This is a genomic window from Pseudomonas sp. 3-2 (genome assembly GCF_019710535.1).
Taxonomy (GTDB): domain Bacteria; phylum Pseudomonadota; class Gammaproteobacteria; order Pseudomonadales; family Pseudomonadaceae; genus Aquipseudomonas; species Aquipseudomonas pharyngis.
On sequence record NZ_CP081200.1, the window covers coordinates 275,116 to 290,981 of the forward strand.

A 15,866-nucleotide genomic window follows, 5' to 3' on the forward strand; every position below is an offset into this window, starting at 1 on the left:
GATGAGCAGACAGCTGAAACTCGGCGCGTTCCTCATGGCCACCGGGCACCACGTCGCCGCGTGGCGTCATCCAGACGTACCGGCCAACGCGGGACTGGATTTCGCCCATTACAAACGCTTGGCGCAGATTGCCGAGGCAGCGAAGTTCGACACCCTGTTCGTCGCCGACAGCGTCGCCGCGCCGACCCAGGACATCGCCAGTCGCATGGCCCGTTCCGATCATTTCGAACCGCTGACCTTGCTCTCAGCGTTGAGCGCGGTGACCGAACACATCGGCCTGATCGCCACCGCGACCACCAGTTACAACGAGCCGTACCACGTGGCGCGCCAGTTCGCTTCGCTCGATCACCTGTCCGGCGGGCGAGCGGGGTGGAACCTGGTGACCTCGGACAACGCCGCCGAAGCGCAGAATTTTGGCCGCGACGAACACATCGGCCATGCCGAACGCTACAGCCGCGCCCGGGAGTTTCATCAGGTCGTCACCGGGCTCTGGGACAGTTGGCAGGACGACGCCTTCATTCGCGACAAAGCCAGCGGCGCGTATTACCACCCGGAAAAACTGCACGTGCTGAATCACGTTGGCGAGCACTTCCGGGTCAAAGGCCCGCTGAATGTCGCGCGTTCGCCACAGGGTCAGCCGGTGATCGTGCAGGCCGGCTCGTCGGAAACCGGGCGTGAACTGGCGGCGCAGACGGCCGAAGTGGTGTTCACCGCGCAGACTTCACTGGCCAGCGCCCAGGCGTTTTACGCCGACCTCAAGGGGCGCTTGCCGAAGTACGGACGCAGTGCCGATTCGCTGAAAATCATGCCCGGCGTGTTTGTCGTGGTCGGGCAGACGGAAGCCGAAGCACAGGAAAAATGTGAAACGTTTCAGCAATTGGTCGAACCCGAGGTGGGCATCGCTCTGCTTGGGCGTATGCTGGGCAACTTCGATCTGTCGAAGTACCCGCTGGACGGGCCGCTGCCGGAATTACCGCTGACCGACAGCGGCCAGCAAAGCCGACAGAAACTGCTGACCGAACTGGCCGGCCGCGAGCATCTGACCCTGGCCGAACTGGGCCGCAGAATCGCTGGCGGTCGTGGTCATTACAGCGTCGTCGGCACCCCGGCGCAGATTGCCGACCGTTTGCAGGAATGGTTCGAGCAGGGCGCGGCGGACGGCTTCAATGTGCTGGTGCCGCACCTGCCCGGCGGGCTCGAAGACTTCGCCAATGGCGTGGTCCCGGAACTGCAACGACGTGGGCTGTTCAGAACCGAATATGAAGGCCGGACTTTGCGCCAGAACCTTGGCCTCGACCGGCCCGGCAACAGATTTGCGTAGCAATCGACACCCGATTCAAGACCGACAAGAGAGGATTCGATGACTTACACCGCTGCCGAAAACCGCTATGACTCCATCCCATACCGCCGCGTCGGACGCAGCGGTCTGGTGCTGCCGGCGCTGTCCCTGGGCCTGTGGCACAACTTCGGCGACAGCACGCCGATCGACACCCAGCGCTCGTTGCTGCGCACGGCGTTCGACCTGGGCATCAACCACTTCGACCTGGCCAACAACTATGGCCCGCCCTACGGCAGCGCTGAGACCAATTTCGGCCGTCTGCTGCGCGAAGACTTCAAGCAGTACCGCGATGAACTGATCATCTCCAGCAAGGCCGGTTGGGACATGTGGCCCGGCCCTTACGGCCAGGGCGGCGGCTCGCGCAAATACGTGCTGGCCAGCCTCGACCAGAGCCTGCAACGCCTGGGTCTGGACTATGTGGATATCTTCTATTCGCACCGCTTCGACCCGGACACCCCGCTGGAAGAAACCGCCAGCGCCCTTGCCACGGCGGTGCAGCAGGGCAAGGCGTTGTACATCGGCATCTCGTCGTACTCCGGGGTGAAAACCCGCGAGATCGCCGCGTTGCTCAAAGAGTGGAAAGTGCCGCTGCTGATTCACCAGCCAGCGTACAACCTGCTCAACCGCTGGGTGGAAAAGGACCTGCTCGACACCACCGACGAACTCGGCACCGGCGTGATTGCGTTCACCCCGCTGGCGCAAGGTCTGCTGACCGATAAATACCTCAACGGCGTGCCGGCGGATGCGCGGGTCAATCGTCCGGGCGGTGGTTCGTTGCTGTCTTCGCACTTGTCCGAGGCCAACATCGCTCACGTGCGGGCGTTGAATGAAATCGCCAAGCGTCGCGGGCAGAGCCTGGCGCAATTGGCATTGGCGTGGACGTTGCGGGATCCGCGAGTGACCTCGGCGCTGATTGGTGCGAGCCGGCCAGAGCAGATTATCGAGAACGTCGGGGCGTTGAAGAACCTGAGCTTCAGTGCTGAGGAACTGGCGGAGATTGACCGGTTTGCTCAGGAGGGCGGGATTAATCTTTGGGAGAAGCCTTCGACGGCGGAATAAGTGCCTGGCGCCGAGTTATTCGGCGCCTGCTCTGACGCTTTCGCGGGCAAGCCCGCTCCCACAGGGGCCGAGTCGTACACAAAATCTGCAAACAAAGCGGTATTTGTGGGAGCGGGCTTGCCCGCGAAGAGGCCGGCTCAAGCACTAAAGAAATCCGGACCTATTTAAAGAACGGCACATCCCCCAACACCGTAGCCCGCTGCATCACCCGCCGCGCCGGACGGTAGTCATCCACCGCGTAATGCTGCGTCACGCGGTTGTCCCAGAACGCAATGTCATCTTTCTGCCAGCGCCAGCGAATGGTGAATTCCGGCCGCGTTGCGTGGGCGAACAAGAACTTCAACACCGCTTCGCTCTCGGTCTCCGACAGCTCATTGATCTTCGACGTGAACCCTTCGTTGACGAACAACGAGCGCCGTCCGCTCACCGGGTGCGTGCGAATCACCGGGTGCGACAGCGGTGGATTCTTGCGCCGCGCCGCTTCCCACTGCGCCAGTGCTTGCGGCGTGTTGCCGTAGCGCTCCAGCGGGAAGGATCGGGTGAAATCGTGAGTCGCGGTCAGCCCTTCGAGCATTGCTTTCATCGGCGCCGACAGCGCCTCATATGCGGCAATCCCGCTGGCCCACAACGTGTCGCCACCGAACTCCGGCAACAGCTTGGCGCTGAGCACCGCGCCCATGGCCGGGGTCGGCAGGAAGGTCACGTCGGTGTGCCAGATCGCGTTGTCGCGCACGTCGGTGACGGCGGTGTCGAGAATCAGCACTTCCGGCTGTTCCGGTACGTTCGGGTAGATCGGGTGAATATGCAGGTCGCCGAAATAGGCGGCGAAGCGCGCCTGCTGCGATGGCTCGATCGGCTGATTGCGGAAGAACAGCACCTGATATTTGAGTAGTGCCTGCTCGATGGCGTCGCGCTGTTCCAGGTTCAGCGGCTGGCTGATGTCGACGCCGTTGATCTGTGCGCCGAGGGCCGAGCTTAACGGGGTGATGTTCAGGCTGCTCATGGTGGTTCTCTTCAATTCCGGGGCCCCGAAACTGTCGGGGTAGTCAGTGCTGAAAAATCAGTGGGCCTGGCCGTGCCACGGCACCAGTTTGCGTTGCAGGGCGCGCAGGCCCATCTCCATGGCGAAGGCGATCAGGGCGATGACCAGAATCCCCAGTACCACCACATCGGTGACCAGGAACTGCGCGGCCGACTGCACCATGAAGCCCAGGCCGCTGGTGGCCGCGATCAGTTCAGCGGCGACCAGGGTCGACCAGCCGACACCCAGACCGATGCGCACACCGGTCAGAATGTCCGGCAGGGCGCTTGGCAAAATCACATGGCGGATCAGTTGTGCGCGGGTGGCGCCCAGCGATTGTGCGGCGCGCAATTTGGCCGGGTCGACGGTGCGCACACCGGTCGCGGTGGCAATCGCGATCGGAGCGAAAATCGCCAGGTAGATCAGCAGCACTTTCGACAGCTCGCCGATGCCGCACCAGATCACGATCAGCGGCAGATAGGCCAGTGGCGGAATCGGCCGGTAGAACTCGATCAGCGGATCGAGCACGCCACGGGCGATGCGGTTGGCGCCGATGGCAATGCCCACCGGCACCGCGGTCAGAATCGCAAAACCCAGGCCCAGGCCGATTCGGCTGAGGCTCGCGCCCAGGTGCTGCCACAACGTCGAATCCATGTAGCCCGTGGTCGCCAGCAACCAACCTTTTTGCAGCACGGCAGACGGTGGCGGCAGAAACAGCGGTTCGATCAGGCCGGTAGCCGTGACGGCCCACCAGATCACCAGCAAGGCGAACAAGGTCAGCAGGCTGATCCAGCGAGTGCTGAGGCTGCGGCGTACGGGAATCGCCACCGATGTGGCGGCGGGTTTCACGGCGGTGGCGGAAACGTCGTAACTGCTCATGCGCGCTCCTGCCGCTGAACGGCACTGCGTTGCGAGAACACTTTAGCCAGCACGTGTTCGCGGGTTTCGATGAAGCGCGGATCGGACTTGATCGCCCGCGCCGATTCGCCGGCGGCGTAGCGCTGGCCGAAGTCGAGATGCAGGCGCTCGACGATCTGCCCCGGATTCGGCGCCAGCAGAATCAGGTCAGTGGCGAGGAACACCGCTTCTTCAATGTCGTGGGTAATCAGGAACACCGGTTTGGCGGTGCGTTGCCAGACTTGCAGCAACAGCTCCTGCATCTGTTCGCGGGTGAAGGCATCGAGGGCGCCGAATGGCTCGTCCATCAGCAATACACGCGGGTCGGCCGCGAGGGCGCGGGCCAGGCCAACACGTTGCTTCTGGCCGCCGGAAAGCTGCCAGATGCGACGATGTTCAAAACCGGAAAGGTCGACCAGCGCGAGCATTTCCCGCGCGCGCTGTTCGCGCTTGTCCTTGGCCACACCGGCCAGTTCCAGACCGAAAGCCACGTTGGCCAACACGTCCTGCCAGGGCAGCAGGGCATCGTCCTGGAACACCACGCCGCGCTCGGCGCTCGGGCCTTTGACCGGCACGTTATCGAGGGTGATGCGGCCGGCGCTCGGTTCGACGAAGCCGGCAATCAGGTTCAACAGCGAAGTCTTGCCACTGCCGGACGGGCCGAGGGCCACCAGCAATTGCTGGGGGCCGAGGGTCAGGGAAATGTCGGACAGTACCGGTTCCGGGCTGCCGGGATACTGTGCGCTGATGCGCTCCAGCTGTAGCAAGGCCATCGCAATTAACTCCCGATCAGTTGGTGATGTACTTGGCGCTGACGTACGGCGCGTAGTCCGGCAGTACCGCTTCGACCTTGCCTTGCTCCTTGAGGAACGCAGCGGTGTCGGTGATGGCTTTGGTGGTCGGTGCGCCGAGGTCGCTGACCTGATCCGCCGCCAGTGGGTAGACGTTGCCTTGCAGCAGCAATGGGATATCGCTGGCTTTGGCGCCGGACAGTTTCACCAGCTTGTCGACGTTGCTCTGATTGGCCAGCCAGGCTTTCGGATCCTTGCGGTAGTCGGCGTAGGCGTCGAGGGTAACCTTGGCGAAGGCGGTGACGATTTCCGGGTGCTTCTCGGCGAAGTCCTTGCGCACGATCCAGGCGTCGAAGGTCGGCGCGCCGAACTTGGCCAGTTCACCGGAAGTGATCAGCACTTTGCCGTTTTCCTTGGCCACACCCAGCGCCGGATCCCAAACGTAGGTGGCGTCGATGTCACCGCGTTTCCACGCGGCAATGATCGCCGGCGGGGCGAGGTTGAGCACGGTGACTTTCGAAGGATCGATGTTCCAGTGCTTCAGCGCGGCCAGCAGGCTGTAGTGACCGGTGGACACGAACGGCACGGCGATTTTCTTGCCGATCAGATCCTGCGGCGTCTTGATGCCCGAGCCGTCGCGGGCGACCAGCGCTTCGGCGGCGCCGATCTGGGTAGCGATGAGGAAGGTTTCCACCGGAACTTTGCGGGTGATTGCAGCGGTCAGCGGGCTGGAACCGAGGTAACCGATCTGCACGTCACCGGAGGCGATGGCGGCGATGATGTCGGCACCGTTGTCGAATTTGCGCCAGTTGATGTCAGCCTTGGTGGCTTTTTCATAGGCGCCGTCGGCCTGGGCGACTTTCGCCGGGTCAACGGTGGTCTGGTAGGCGACGGTGAGGTCGGCGGCCTGAGCCAGAAAACTCGCAGCAGCCAGAGAGGCCACGGCCAGCAGGCGAAGCGGGAAATTCAGTTTCATTCAAGAGCTCCATATCAGGCGACCGAGCGTCGGCGTGAAAGGAGACTAAATGATCTAAGAATCTAAAAATAAATAACTTTTTAGAATGAGCTTATGAGCGGAAAAATCTAAGAGAGAGAACGGGATAGTTGGGAGAGAAGGTGATAGTTCCCACGCTCTGCGTGGGAATTCAGCTTTTGACGCTCCGCGTCACTTGAACGCGGAGCGTCCATTGAAGCGTTACCACGCAGACGGTTCGACGCCTCGACGTGGGAACGATCAAAGAACCTTCTGATGTCAGTTGCTGATCGCCAGAATGCTCGCCTGATACGACCCGACAAACACGTCGAAATCGCCCACCTCGTTCTGCTCCAGCTCCGCCTGTTGCGCCAGCGACGAGCGCGCCAGTTCTTCGAACTTCGCTTGCTCTTCAGCCGCCAACGGCTCGCTGCGGAAGAACTCCGCGTGGGCCTGGCTCTGGCGCAGGGAGAATTGCGCGAAGCTTTCCTTGTGCGTGGCCATGGCCGCCAGCACCTGGGCCGAAGGCGTCAGGGATGAATCCTTGACCTTGGCCAGTTGCGCATCGAGCGCCTTGCTATGGGCATCGCCGCCATGGCTTTGATCCAGCATCGCCGCCAGCGGAGCGATTTTTTCCAGCAGTTCGGCAGCCCATTCCTTCAGCTCGACCGGTTGGCCGTCGCGCTGCAATTGCAGGCCCGGACGGCGACCTTCCTTGACCACGCTGAGGAAGTTGGAGGTGGCGTTGCCGCAGGAGTTGTTGGTCAGCAGCGGGCTTTCGTTCAGCGCGCAGTACAGCAGGAATGCGTCGAGGAAGCGCGACTCGGTGAGGTCGATGCCCATCGGCAGGAACGGGTTGATGTCCAGGCAGCGCACTTCGACATACTGGATGCCACGGGCCATCAAGGCCTGGATCGGCCGCTCGCCGGTGTAGGTCACGCGTTTCGGGCGGATGTTCGAGTAGTACTCGTTTTCGATCTGCAGGATGTTGGTGTTCAGTTGCACCCACTCGCCATTCTGGTGCGTACCGATTTCAACGTACGGCGCGTACGGCGTGGCCACCGCTTGGCGCAGGCTGTCGGTGTAGCTCGCCAGATCGTTGTAGCACGGGGTCAGGCCCGCCTGGGCGTTGCTCTGGTAACCGAGGTCGCTCATGCGCAGGCTGGTGGCGTAGGGCAGGTAGAGGGTGTCCGGATCCAGCTGTTCCAACTGGTGCGAACGACCGCGCAGGAAACCGGCGTCCAGCGCCGGCGAAGCGCCGAACAGGTACATCAGCAGCCAGCTGTAGCGGCGGAAGTTACGGATCAGCGCGATATAGGACGACGACTGGAAATCCCGGTCAGTGCCAACGAAGCCTTCGGCTTCTTTCAGCAACGGCCAGAGCTTTTCCGGCAGGGAGAAGTTGTAGTGAATCCCGGCGATGCACTGCATGGTCTTGCCGTAACGCAGGGCCAGGCCCTTGCGGTAGACGTACTTGAGCTGACCGATGTTGGAGGTGCCGTAATAGGCGATCGGGATGTCTTCCTCGGCCGGCAACGGGCACGGCATCGATGGACTCCACAGGTACTCGTTGCCGAGCTTGCTGTAGGCGAAGCGATGAATCTTGTCCAGGCTGGCCAGGGTGTCGGCAGGGTCCGGCAGGGCGGGCGTGATGAACTCCAGCAGCGACTCGGAATAGTCGGTGGTGATCTGTTCGTTGGTCAGCGCGGAACCCAGGGCTTCAGGATGCGGCGTTTGGGCCAGGCGGCCTTCGCCGGTCACGCGCAGGCATTCACGTTCGATACCGTGAAGGCACTGCTCAAGCAGAGAGAGGTTAGCGCGCTCGCCGAGCAGAGCCAGGCGGCGGTTGAGAAGTTCGCTCAATTTGGATTCCTTCACGCGTCATTCGCCCCAATATGGGGGTGGGCAGGACGGTCTACAAGGGTGAAGTTGAAACTGGCGTTTTCGCCTGGTTTGTCGGGCTCTGAAGCCCCCGTTGAAACGCCAACTTCACTCCCTGAATCTGGCCGATGCACGCGAAGATTACGCGGTTCCTGTGGGAGCGGGCTTGCCCGCGAAGGCGTCGTATCAGGCGAACTGATGCTGCCTGACACTCCCTCTTCGCGGGCAAGCCCGCTCCCACAGAAACGCTCGACGCTGCGATCACAGCGCCGAAATTAACTCAAAATGATGAACAACATCTACAGGACAGCGAACGTGCCTTGCGCTTTTGCGACCAGTTTGTCGCCCTGCATCACGTCGGCTTCGACCACCAGCGTGCGCCGACCCGGGTGGATCACCCGCGCCGTGCACAGCACCTCGCCATCAGAGACGGCGCGGATGTAGTTGATCTTGCACTCGATGGTCGCGCTCTGCTGGTCAAAGCCGTGGGTGCTGGAGCAGGCCAGCCCCATGGCGATATCGACCAGACTGAACAGCGCGCCGCCGTGCAGCTTGCCGCCGCGATTGCGCAGTTCGGGTTCCAGCGCCAGGGCGACTTGCGCCACCCCGGTTTCCAGGCTGTGCAGACGGCAGCCCAACAGCTTGAAAAACGCGCTCTCGACAAGCCCGGCCGGCATTTCCATCAGCGTTTCTTCAACTGCTTGGCGTTGGCGAACAGCGACGCCATGGCGTTGTTCGCCGGAGCCGCCGGGGTGGTTTCCTTGCGCGACGCCGAACCCTGCGACTGGCGTGGCGCCGAGCCCGGACGCGAACCACGGGCACCGTCGATCTTCTCGCCCGGGGTGTCGCTCATGCGCATCGACAGGCCGACGCGTTTGCGCGGGATGTCGACTTCCATGACCTTCACCTTCACCACGTCACCGGCCTTCACCGCTTCGCGCGGATCCTTGATGAATTTCTCCGACAGCGCCGAAATGTGCACCAGACCGTCCTGATGCACGCCGATGTCGACGAACGCACCGAACGCGGTCACGTTGGTCACCACGCCTTCGAGGATCATCCCCAGTTGCAGGTCCTTCAGGTCCTCGACGCCTTCCTGGAACTCGGCGGTCTTGAACTCCGGACGCGGGTCGCGGCCCGGTTTTTCCAGCTCTTGCAGGATGTCGGTGACGGTTGGCAGACCGAAAGTCTCGTCGGTGAATTTCTTCGGATCCAGACGCTTGAGGAACGCCGCATCGCCAATCAGCGAGCGGATGTCACGGTCGGTTTCAGCGGCGATGCGCTGCACCAGCGGATAGGCTTCCGGGTGAACGGCCGAGGAATCCAGCGGGTTGTCGCCATTCATCACGCGCAGGAAGCCGGCGGCCTGTTCGAAGGTTTTCTCGCCCAGACGCGCGACTTTCTTCAGCGCCGCGCGGGTTTTGAACGCGCCGTGCTCGTCACGGTGGGCCACGATGTTCTGCGCCAGGGTCGCGTTGAGGCCGGAGATCCGCGCCAGCAGTGCCACGGAGGCGGTATTCACGTCCACGCCCACGGCGTTCACGCAGTCCTCGACCACGGCGTCCAGACCGCGCGCCAGTTTCAGCTGCGACACGTCGTGCTGGTACTGACCGACACCGATGGATTTCGGGTCGATCTTCACCAGCTCGGCCAGTGGATCCTGCAGGCGACGGGCAATCGAAACCGCGCCACGGATCGACACGTCCAGATCCGGGAATTCCTTGGCTGCCAGTTCCGATGCCGAGTACACCGATGCACCGGCTTCGGACACCATGACCTTGGTCATTTTCATTGCTGGATATTTTTTGATCAGTTCGATGGCCAGCTTGTCGGTCTCACGGCTGGCGGTGCCGTTGCCGATGGCGATCAGGTCGACCGAGTGCTTGGCGCACAGGGCGGCCAGGATGGCGATGGTCTGATCCCATTTGTTGTGCGGCACGTGCGGGTAAACCGTGGCGTGATCCAGCAGTTTGCCGGTGGAGTCGACCACCGCGACCTTGCAGCCGGTACGCAGGCCCGGGTCGAGGCCCAGGGTGGCGCGCGGGCCGGCCGGGGCGGCCAGCAGCAGGTCGTGCAGGTTGTGGGCGAACACGTTGATCGCTTCGGTTTCGGCGCCGTCGCGCAGCTCGCCCAGCAGATCGGTTTCCAGGTGGGTGTAGAGCTTGACCTTCCAGGTCCAGCGCACCACTTCACCCAGCCATTTGTCGGCCGGACGGTTCTGGTTCTGGATGCCGACGTGCTGGCCGATCATGCCTTCGCACGGATGCAGGGTGCCCGGCAGTTCTTCGCCGACTTTCAGTGCAGAGCTGAGAATGCCTTCGTTGCGGCCACGGAAAATCGCCAGTGCGCGGTGCGATGGCATGCTTTTCAGCGGCTCGTCGTGTTCGAAGTAATCGCGGAACTTGGCGCCTTCCTCTTCCTTGCCGGCGATCACCCGGGCACTGAGGGTGGCTTCCTGTTTCAGGTAGGTGCGCAGTTTTTCCAGCAGGTTGGCGTCTTCGGCGAAGCGCTCCATGAGGATGTACTTGGCGCCTTCCAGTGCTGCCTTGGCGTCGGCCACGCCTTTTTCCGCGTTGACGAAGCGCGCGGCTTCGGTTTCCGGGGTCAGCGACGGGTCGTTGAACAGACCGTCGGCCAGTTCGCCGAGGCCGGCTTCCAGGGCAATCTGGCCCTTGGTGCGGCGCTTCTGCTTGTACGGCAGGTACAAGTCTTCGAGGCGGGTCTTGGTGTCGGCGAGTTTGATTTCGCGCTCCAGCTCAGGGGTGAGTTTGCCCTGCTCCTGGATGCTGGAAAGAATGCTGATGCGCCGTTCGTCGAGTTCTCGCAGGTAGCGCAGACGCTCTTCCAGATGACGCAATTGGGTGTCATCGAGGCTGCCGGTCACTTCTTTCCGGTAACGGGCGATGAAGGGAACGGTAGAGCCTTCATCGAGTAGCGCGACGGCCGCTTCGACCTGTTGTGGGCGTACGCCGAGTTCCTCGGCGATGCGGCTGTTGATGCTGTCCATAAAACCACCTGACAAATTGTGAAAGCAGGCTCGCAGGCGCGTGAATGAAGGCCCGGAGTCTGGTGGGGCGGCTTGATGCTGGCCGCTGCCTGGGTCAAAAGGCATCCCATTGACCCGTGAAATCGAACAATTACTGCGGCGCCCATGAAAATAAAGGACGGCCACCTGCGGTAACGATTCAGACGTTGCCTGACACAAAAGGCCGCGCATTATAACCAGCGTTCTGTCATTCGGGGGCGACACAGTCTGTAGGCTCAAGCCCCGGTTTTCTGGCAGTGAAGGAAAAATCTGCTAACAATGCACACGGTGCGTATAACGGCAGCTACGCCATAATGCGCGCCGAGCTAAAAGGAGCATCCAATGAGCAGCACTGCACAAACTGCTGAAGGCGAAAAAATTCTCATCGTTGACGACGATCCGGGGCTGAGCAGCCTGCTGGAACGCTTTTTCGTCAGCAAGGGCTACCGTGCCCGCGCCGTACCGAACACCGAGCAGATGGATCGACTGCTGTCGCGTGAAGTGTTCAACCTGGTCGTCCTCGACCTGATGCTGCCCGGCGAAGACGGCCTGACTGCTTGCCGCCGCCTGCGTGGCGCGAACAATCAGATTCCGATCATCATGCTGACCGCCAAGGGCGACGAGCTGAGCCGTATCAAGGGCCTGGAACTGGGGGCCGACGACTACCTGGCCAAGCCGTTCAACCCGGACGAGCTGATGGCCCGCGTCAAGGCCGTGCTGCGCCGTCAGGCCGCACCGGTGCCAGGCGCGCCGGGCAGTGAAGAAGAAAACGTCACGTTCGGCGATTACGTGCTGTCCCTGGCCACCCGCGAACTCAAACGCGGCGACGAAGTGCACATGCTCACCACCGGTGAGTTTGCGGTGCTCAAGGCCCTGGTGATGAATGCCCGTCAGCCGCTGACCCGCGACAAGTTGATGAACCTGGCCCGTGGCCGGGAGTGGGATGCCCTGGAGCGTTCCATCGACGTGCAGATTTCCCGACTGCGCCGGATGATCGAACCCGATCCGTCCAAGCCGCGCTACATCCAGACCGTCTGGGGTGTCGGCTACGTGTTCGTGCCGGATGGCAACTCCACCAAGTGATGGGTGATTTGTAGGAGCGAGTCTGCGGGGAACGGTCGGAAACGCCGTCCACGCAGACTCGCAATCCGCAATATGCGAGCATTGCTCGCTCCTGCAAGTGTGTAGCGGTTATCCATGAAAACCCCCGTCTGGTTCCCCCAAAGTTTCTTCTCCCGCACCCTGTGGCTGGTGCTCATCGTCGTATTGTTTTCCAAGGCATTGACCCTGGTTTATCTGTTGATGAACGAGGACGTGCTGGTGGACCGCCAATACAGCCACGGCGTCGCCCTGACGCTGCGTGCCTACTGGGCCGCCGATGAAGAAAACCGCGCGAAAATCGCCGATGCCGCGACCTTGATCCGGGTGGTCGGCGCCGGTGTGCCGGAAGGCGAACAGCACTGGCCGTACAGTGAAATCTACCAGCGGCAGATGCAGGCGGAGCTGGGCGCCGACACCGAAGTGCGCTTGCGCATGCATTCGCCGCCAGCGTTGTGGGTGCGCGCACCTAGCCTCGGTGATGGCTGGCTGAAAGTCCCACTGTATCCACACCCGTTGCGTGGCCAGAAAATCTGGAACGTGCTCGGCTGGTTCCTGGCGATCGGTCTGCTGTCCACGGCGTCTGCGTGGATTTTCGTCAGCCAGCTCAATCAGCCATTGAAACGTCTGGTCTATGCCGCCCGGCAACTCGGCCAGGGCCGCAGCGTACGCCTGCCGATCAGTGACACCCCCAGCGAGATGGCCGAGGTTTATCGCGCCTTCAACCAGATGGCCGAAGACGTCGAGCAGGCCGGTCGCGAGCGTGAGCTGATGCTGGCGGGGGTCTCGCATGACTTGCGTACGCCGCTGACCCGTTTGCGTCTGTCGCTGGAGTTGATGGGGGACCGCACGGATCTGACCAACGATATGGTGCGCGACATCGAAGACATGGACGCTATCCTCGACCAGTTCCTCGCGTTCATTCGTGATGGTCGGGACGAGTCGGTGGAGGAAGTGGATCTCAGTGATCTGGTGCGTGAAGTCGCGGCACCGTACAACCAGAGTGAAGAGAAAGTGCGCCTGCGCCTGGAGCCGATCCAGCCGTTCCCGTTGCGGCGGGTGTCGATGAAGCGTTTGTTGAACAACCTGATTGGCAACGCGTTGAATCATGCCGGGGGTAGCGTGGACGTCGCGGCCTATGTATCCGGGGACACGAGTGCGCCGTACGTGGTGCTGAGCGTAATGGACCGTGGGGCGGGAATCGCCCCGTCGGAACTTGAGGCGATTTTCAACCCGTTCACCCGAGGTGATCGGGCCCGGGGCGGAAAAGGTACCGGCCTGGGGCTGGCGATCGTCAAGCGGATTGCTTCGATGCACGGCGGCAATGTTGAACTGCGCAACCGCTCCGGTGGCGGGCTGGAGGCGCGGGTTCGATTGCCGCTGGGGTTGATGCTGCCAAGAGATGCCGTTTAACGGCAGCTACAAGCGGCAAGCTACAAGCCAAAGCTGCTTTTACTCGCCGCTTGCAGCTCGTAGCTCGTAGCTGCCCCTATCCCTTACCTTTTGTGCGGGTCATGTTCGGCCCGCCATTCTTTTCAAGGTGTTCGATGATGATCCCCGCCACGTTCTTGCCCGTGGTGGTTTCGATCCCTTCCAGGCCCGGTGACGAGTTCACCTCCATCACCAGCGGCCCGTGGTTGGAGCGCAGGATATCCACACCCGCTACCGCCAGGCCCATGACCTTGGCCGCGCGCAACGCAGTCATGCGTTCTTCCGGAGTGATCTTGATCAGACTGGCGCTGCCGCCACGGTGCAGGTTGGAGCGGAACTCGCCGGGCTTGGCCTGACGCTTCATCGCCGCGATCACCTTGTCGCCGACCACGAAGCAGCGGATGTCGGCGCCGCCGGCCTCCTTGATGTATTCCTGCACCATGATGTTCTGCTTCAGGCCCATGAACGCCTCGATCACCGACTCAGCCGCCGTCGCGGTTTCACACAAAACCACGCCGATACCCTGGGTGCCTTCGAGCACCTTGATCACCAGCGGCGCGCCGTTGACCATGTCGATCAGATCGGGAATGTCGTCCGGCGAGTGGGCGAAGCCGGTCACTGGCAAACCGATGCCCCGGCGCGACAGCAACTGCAGCGAACGCAGCTTGTCCCGCGAACGGGCGATGGCTACCGATTCGTTGAGCGGAAACACCCCCATCATTTCGAACTGACGCAACACCGCGCAGCCATAAAACGTCACCGACGCGCCGATCCGCGGGATCACTGCGTCAAAACCCTCCAGCGGCTTGCCGCGGTAGTGGATCTGCGGCTTGTGGCTGGCAATGTTCATGTAGGCGCGCAAGGTGTCGATCACCACCATTTCATGCCCGCGCTCGGTTCCGGCTTCGACCAGACGGCGGGTGGAATACAGACGCGGGTTCCGCGACAGCACAGCGATCTTCATGCAACACCTGTGGAGGAGGTAGATACCGGGAACACCGGCTTGTCTTGTACATATTTGATGCCCGGATTGACCACCAGCTGGCCGTCGATCAGGGCTTTGGAACCTAGCAGCAGGCGATAGCGCATGGACTTGCGGCAGGCGAGGGTGAACTCGATCGGCCAGACCCGATCACCCAGGGCCAGGGTGGTGCTGATCACGTAGCGCACCTGAGCCTGGCCATTCGAACTCTTGATGGTCTTGCGGGCGACCAGCGGCGCTTCGCAGCGTCGATGGCGCAGTTGCACGACGGTGCCCAGGTGCGCGGTGAAGCGCACCCACTTCTCGCCGTCGCGTTCGAACGGCTCGATGTCGGTGGCATGCAGGCTGGAGGTGCTGGCGCCGGTGTCGATTTTTGCCCGAAGGCCGGCGACTCCCAGATCCGGAAGCGCCACCCACTCGCGCAGACCGATAACGGTCAAATGGTCAAATGTCTTCAATGGAAAAAACCAACGATTAACGCGTCCACGCTTCAGGGGATACCTGGGCCAACGCTTTGAATGCGGGCCTGGCGAACCAGTAACCCTGCATCAGAAATATTCCGCAGTCCGCCAGGAAATCCCGCTCACCCGCGCTCTCGATGCCTTCGGCGATGACTGTAACGTCCAACTCCGCACAGATTGTGACAATCCCCCGAACGATAGCCTGACGAACACGGTCATGGTCGATATCGCGAATCAGCGCCATATCGAGTTTGATCAGGTCCGGTTGGAAATCGGCCAGCAGATTGAGCCCCGAATAGCCGGCACCGAAATCGTCGATGGCCGTCTTGAAGCCGAATTCGCGGTATTCACGCAGAATATTGGTCAAATGGCGATAGTTATCTACATGCTCGCTTTCCAGTGTTTCGAAAATCAGCCGGTCGATCGGAAAATTGTGTTTCCTGGCGGCCTCCAGGGTGCTGCGAATGCACAACTCTGGACGATAGACGGCGTTGGGCATGAAGTTGATCGACAAGTGTGTCTGCATATTAAGTTCGGCCGCGCCTTCGATGGCGCGAGTCCGGCAGAGCTGGTCGAAACGGTAGCGGTTATCTTCTGTAACCTGATCCAGCACGGTTAATGCGCCTTCACCGGCCACACCACGGACCAGTGCCTCGTAGGCGTACACCGACTTGTCACGCAGATCCACGATGGGCTGATACGCGAAGGAAAAGTCGAAGCCCAGCGGCTCGCTTTGCTGGCAGCCCAGGCACCCGGATTTGGGCGAGGTCAATGAAGACGGAAATTTGGTCACTCGATCACTCCATGCCGTTGAACCGGCGAAGATCACAGTTTATCTGGAGGGCCGAGTTCTTGCGCCCGACAGAATCGGTAGTACAGTTCCGACTACTGGCTGAACGAGGAATTCA

Annotated in this window: 14 protein-coding genes; 4 read left to right on the forward strand and 10 right to left on the reverse strand. The window is 61.7% G+C overall.

Going from position 1 to position 15,866, the window contains the following annotated elements; translation table 11 throughout:
- Nucleotide 1: 1 nt before the first annotated feature.
- Together K3819_RS01205 and mgrA are read left to right on the forward strand one after the other, a co-directional pair.
- Entirely contained in the window at nt 2–1,321 is a 1,320-nt protein-coding gene (locus K3819_RS01205) for an LLM class flavin-dependent oxidoreductase (RefSeq protein WP_221398487.1), read from the forward strand.
- Between the two features lie 39 nt (nt 1,322–1,360).
- Nucleotides 1,361–2,398 carry an L-glyceraldehyde 3-phosphate reductase gene (gene mgrA / locus K3819_RS01210; RefSeq protein ID WP_221398488.1) on the forward strand — a complete coding sequence of 346 codons (1,038 nt, stop codon included), beginning with the start codon at nt 1,361–1,363 and terminating at the stop codon, nt 2,396–2,398.
- 160 nt (nt 2,399–2,558) lie between these two features.
- On the opposite strand, the gene tauD is transcribed toward mgrA, so the two are convergent.
- The 7 genes from tauD to K3819_RS01245 form a co-directional block, all read right to left on the reverse strand.
- The gene (gene tauD / locus K3819_RS01215; RefSeq protein ID WP_221398489.1) at nt 2,559–3,401 is read right to left on the reverse strand and encodes a taurine dioxygenase; all 843 of its coding nucleotides are present in this window, start codon (nt 3,399–3,401) and stop codon (nt 2,559–2,561) included.
- 57 nt (nt 3,402–3,458) lie between these two features.
- Entirely contained in the window at nt 3,459–4,298 is an 840-nt protein-coding gene (gene tauC / locus K3819_RS01220; protein WP_102687495.1) for a taurine ABC transporter permease TauC, read from the reverse strand.
- Nucleotides 4,295–5,089: a taurine ABC transporter ATP-binding subunit gene (tauB, locus tag K3819_RS01225; RefSeq protein WP_011331959.1), complete on the reverse strand. Its 795-nt coding sequence runs from the start codon at nt 5,087–5,089 to the stop codon at nt 4,295–4,297. Before tauB ends, tauC begins: the two co-directional genes overlap by 4 nt.
- A gap of 16 nt (nt 5,090–5,105) precedes the next feature.
- Nucleotides 5,106–6,083, reverse strand: coding sequence for a taurine ABC transporter substrate-binding protein (gene tauA / locus K3819_RS01230; RefSeq protein WP_134021957.1), 978 nt, complete (start codon nt 6,081–6,083; stop codon nt 5,106–5,108).
- Nucleotides 6,084–6,359: 276 nt separating this feature from the next.
- A complete protein-coding gene (gshA, locus tag K3819_RS01235; protein WP_221398490.1) occupies nt 6,360–7,943 on the reverse strand; it encodes a glutamate--cysteine ligase in 1,584 nt (527 codons plus the stop codon).
- A 317-nt stretch (nt 7,944–8,260) separates the two neighbouring features.
- Nucleotides 8,261–8,644 (reverse strand): PaaI family thioesterase, encoded by a 384-nt coding sequence (locus K3819_RS01240; RefSeq protein ID WP_064592728.1) that lies wholly within the window; start codon nt 8,642–8,644, stop codon nt 8,261–8,263.
- Entirely contained in the window at nt 8,644–10,968 is a 2,325-nt protein-coding gene (locus K3819_RS01245) for a Tex family protein (protein ID WP_221398491.1), read from the reverse strand. The genes K3819_RS01240 and K3819_RS01245 overlap by 1 nt, the downstream gene beginning before the upstream one ends.
- Nucleotides 10,969–11,328: 360 nt before the next feature.
- Here K3819_RS01245 and ompR point away from each other — a divergent pair, with 360 nt between their 5' ends.
- The gene (gene ompR / locus K3819_RS01250) at nt 11,329–12,069 is read left to right on the forward strand and encodes a two-component system response regulator OmpR (protein WP_007952694.1); all 741 of its coding nucleotides are present in this window, start codon (nt 11,329–11,331) and stop codon (nt 12,067–12,069) included.
- A 114-nt stretch (nt 12,070–12,183) separates the two neighbouring features.
- Nucleotides 12,184–13,497 (forward strand): ATP-binding protein, encoded by a 1,314-nt coding sequence (locus K3819_RS01255; protein WP_039764576.1) that lies wholly within the window; start codon nt 12,184–12,186, stop codon nt 13,495–13,497.
- A 76-nt stretch (nt 13,498–13,573) separates the two neighbouring features.
- Here K3819_RS01255 and rimK read toward each other — a convergent pair whose 3' ends face one another.
- From rimK to K3819_RS01270, 3 genes are all read right to left on the reverse strand, one after another.
- The gene (rimK, locus tag K3819_RS01260; RefSeq protein ID WP_007949201.1) at nt 13,574–14,479 is read right to left on the reverse strand and encodes a 30S ribosomal protein S6--L-glutamate ligase; all 906 of its coding nucleotides are present in this window, start codon (nt 14,477–14,479) and stop codon (nt 13,574–13,576) included.
- On the reverse strand, nt 14,476–14,895 hold the full coding sequence (locus K3819_RS01265; RefSeq protein ID WP_230737646.1) for an ATP-dependent zinc protease: 420 nt from the start codon (nt 14,893–14,895) through the stop codon (nt 14,476–14,478). The genes rimK and K3819_RS01265 overlap by 4 nt, the downstream gene beginning before the upstream one ends.
- Before the next feature lie 76 nt (nt 14,896–14,971).
- Nucleotides 14,972–15,751, reverse strand: coding sequence for an EAL domain-containing protein (locus K3819_RS01270; RefSeq protein WP_085611198.1), 780 nt, complete (start codon nt 15,749–15,751; stop codon nt 14,972–14,974).
- Nucleotides 15,752–15,866 lie beyond the last annotated feature (115 nt).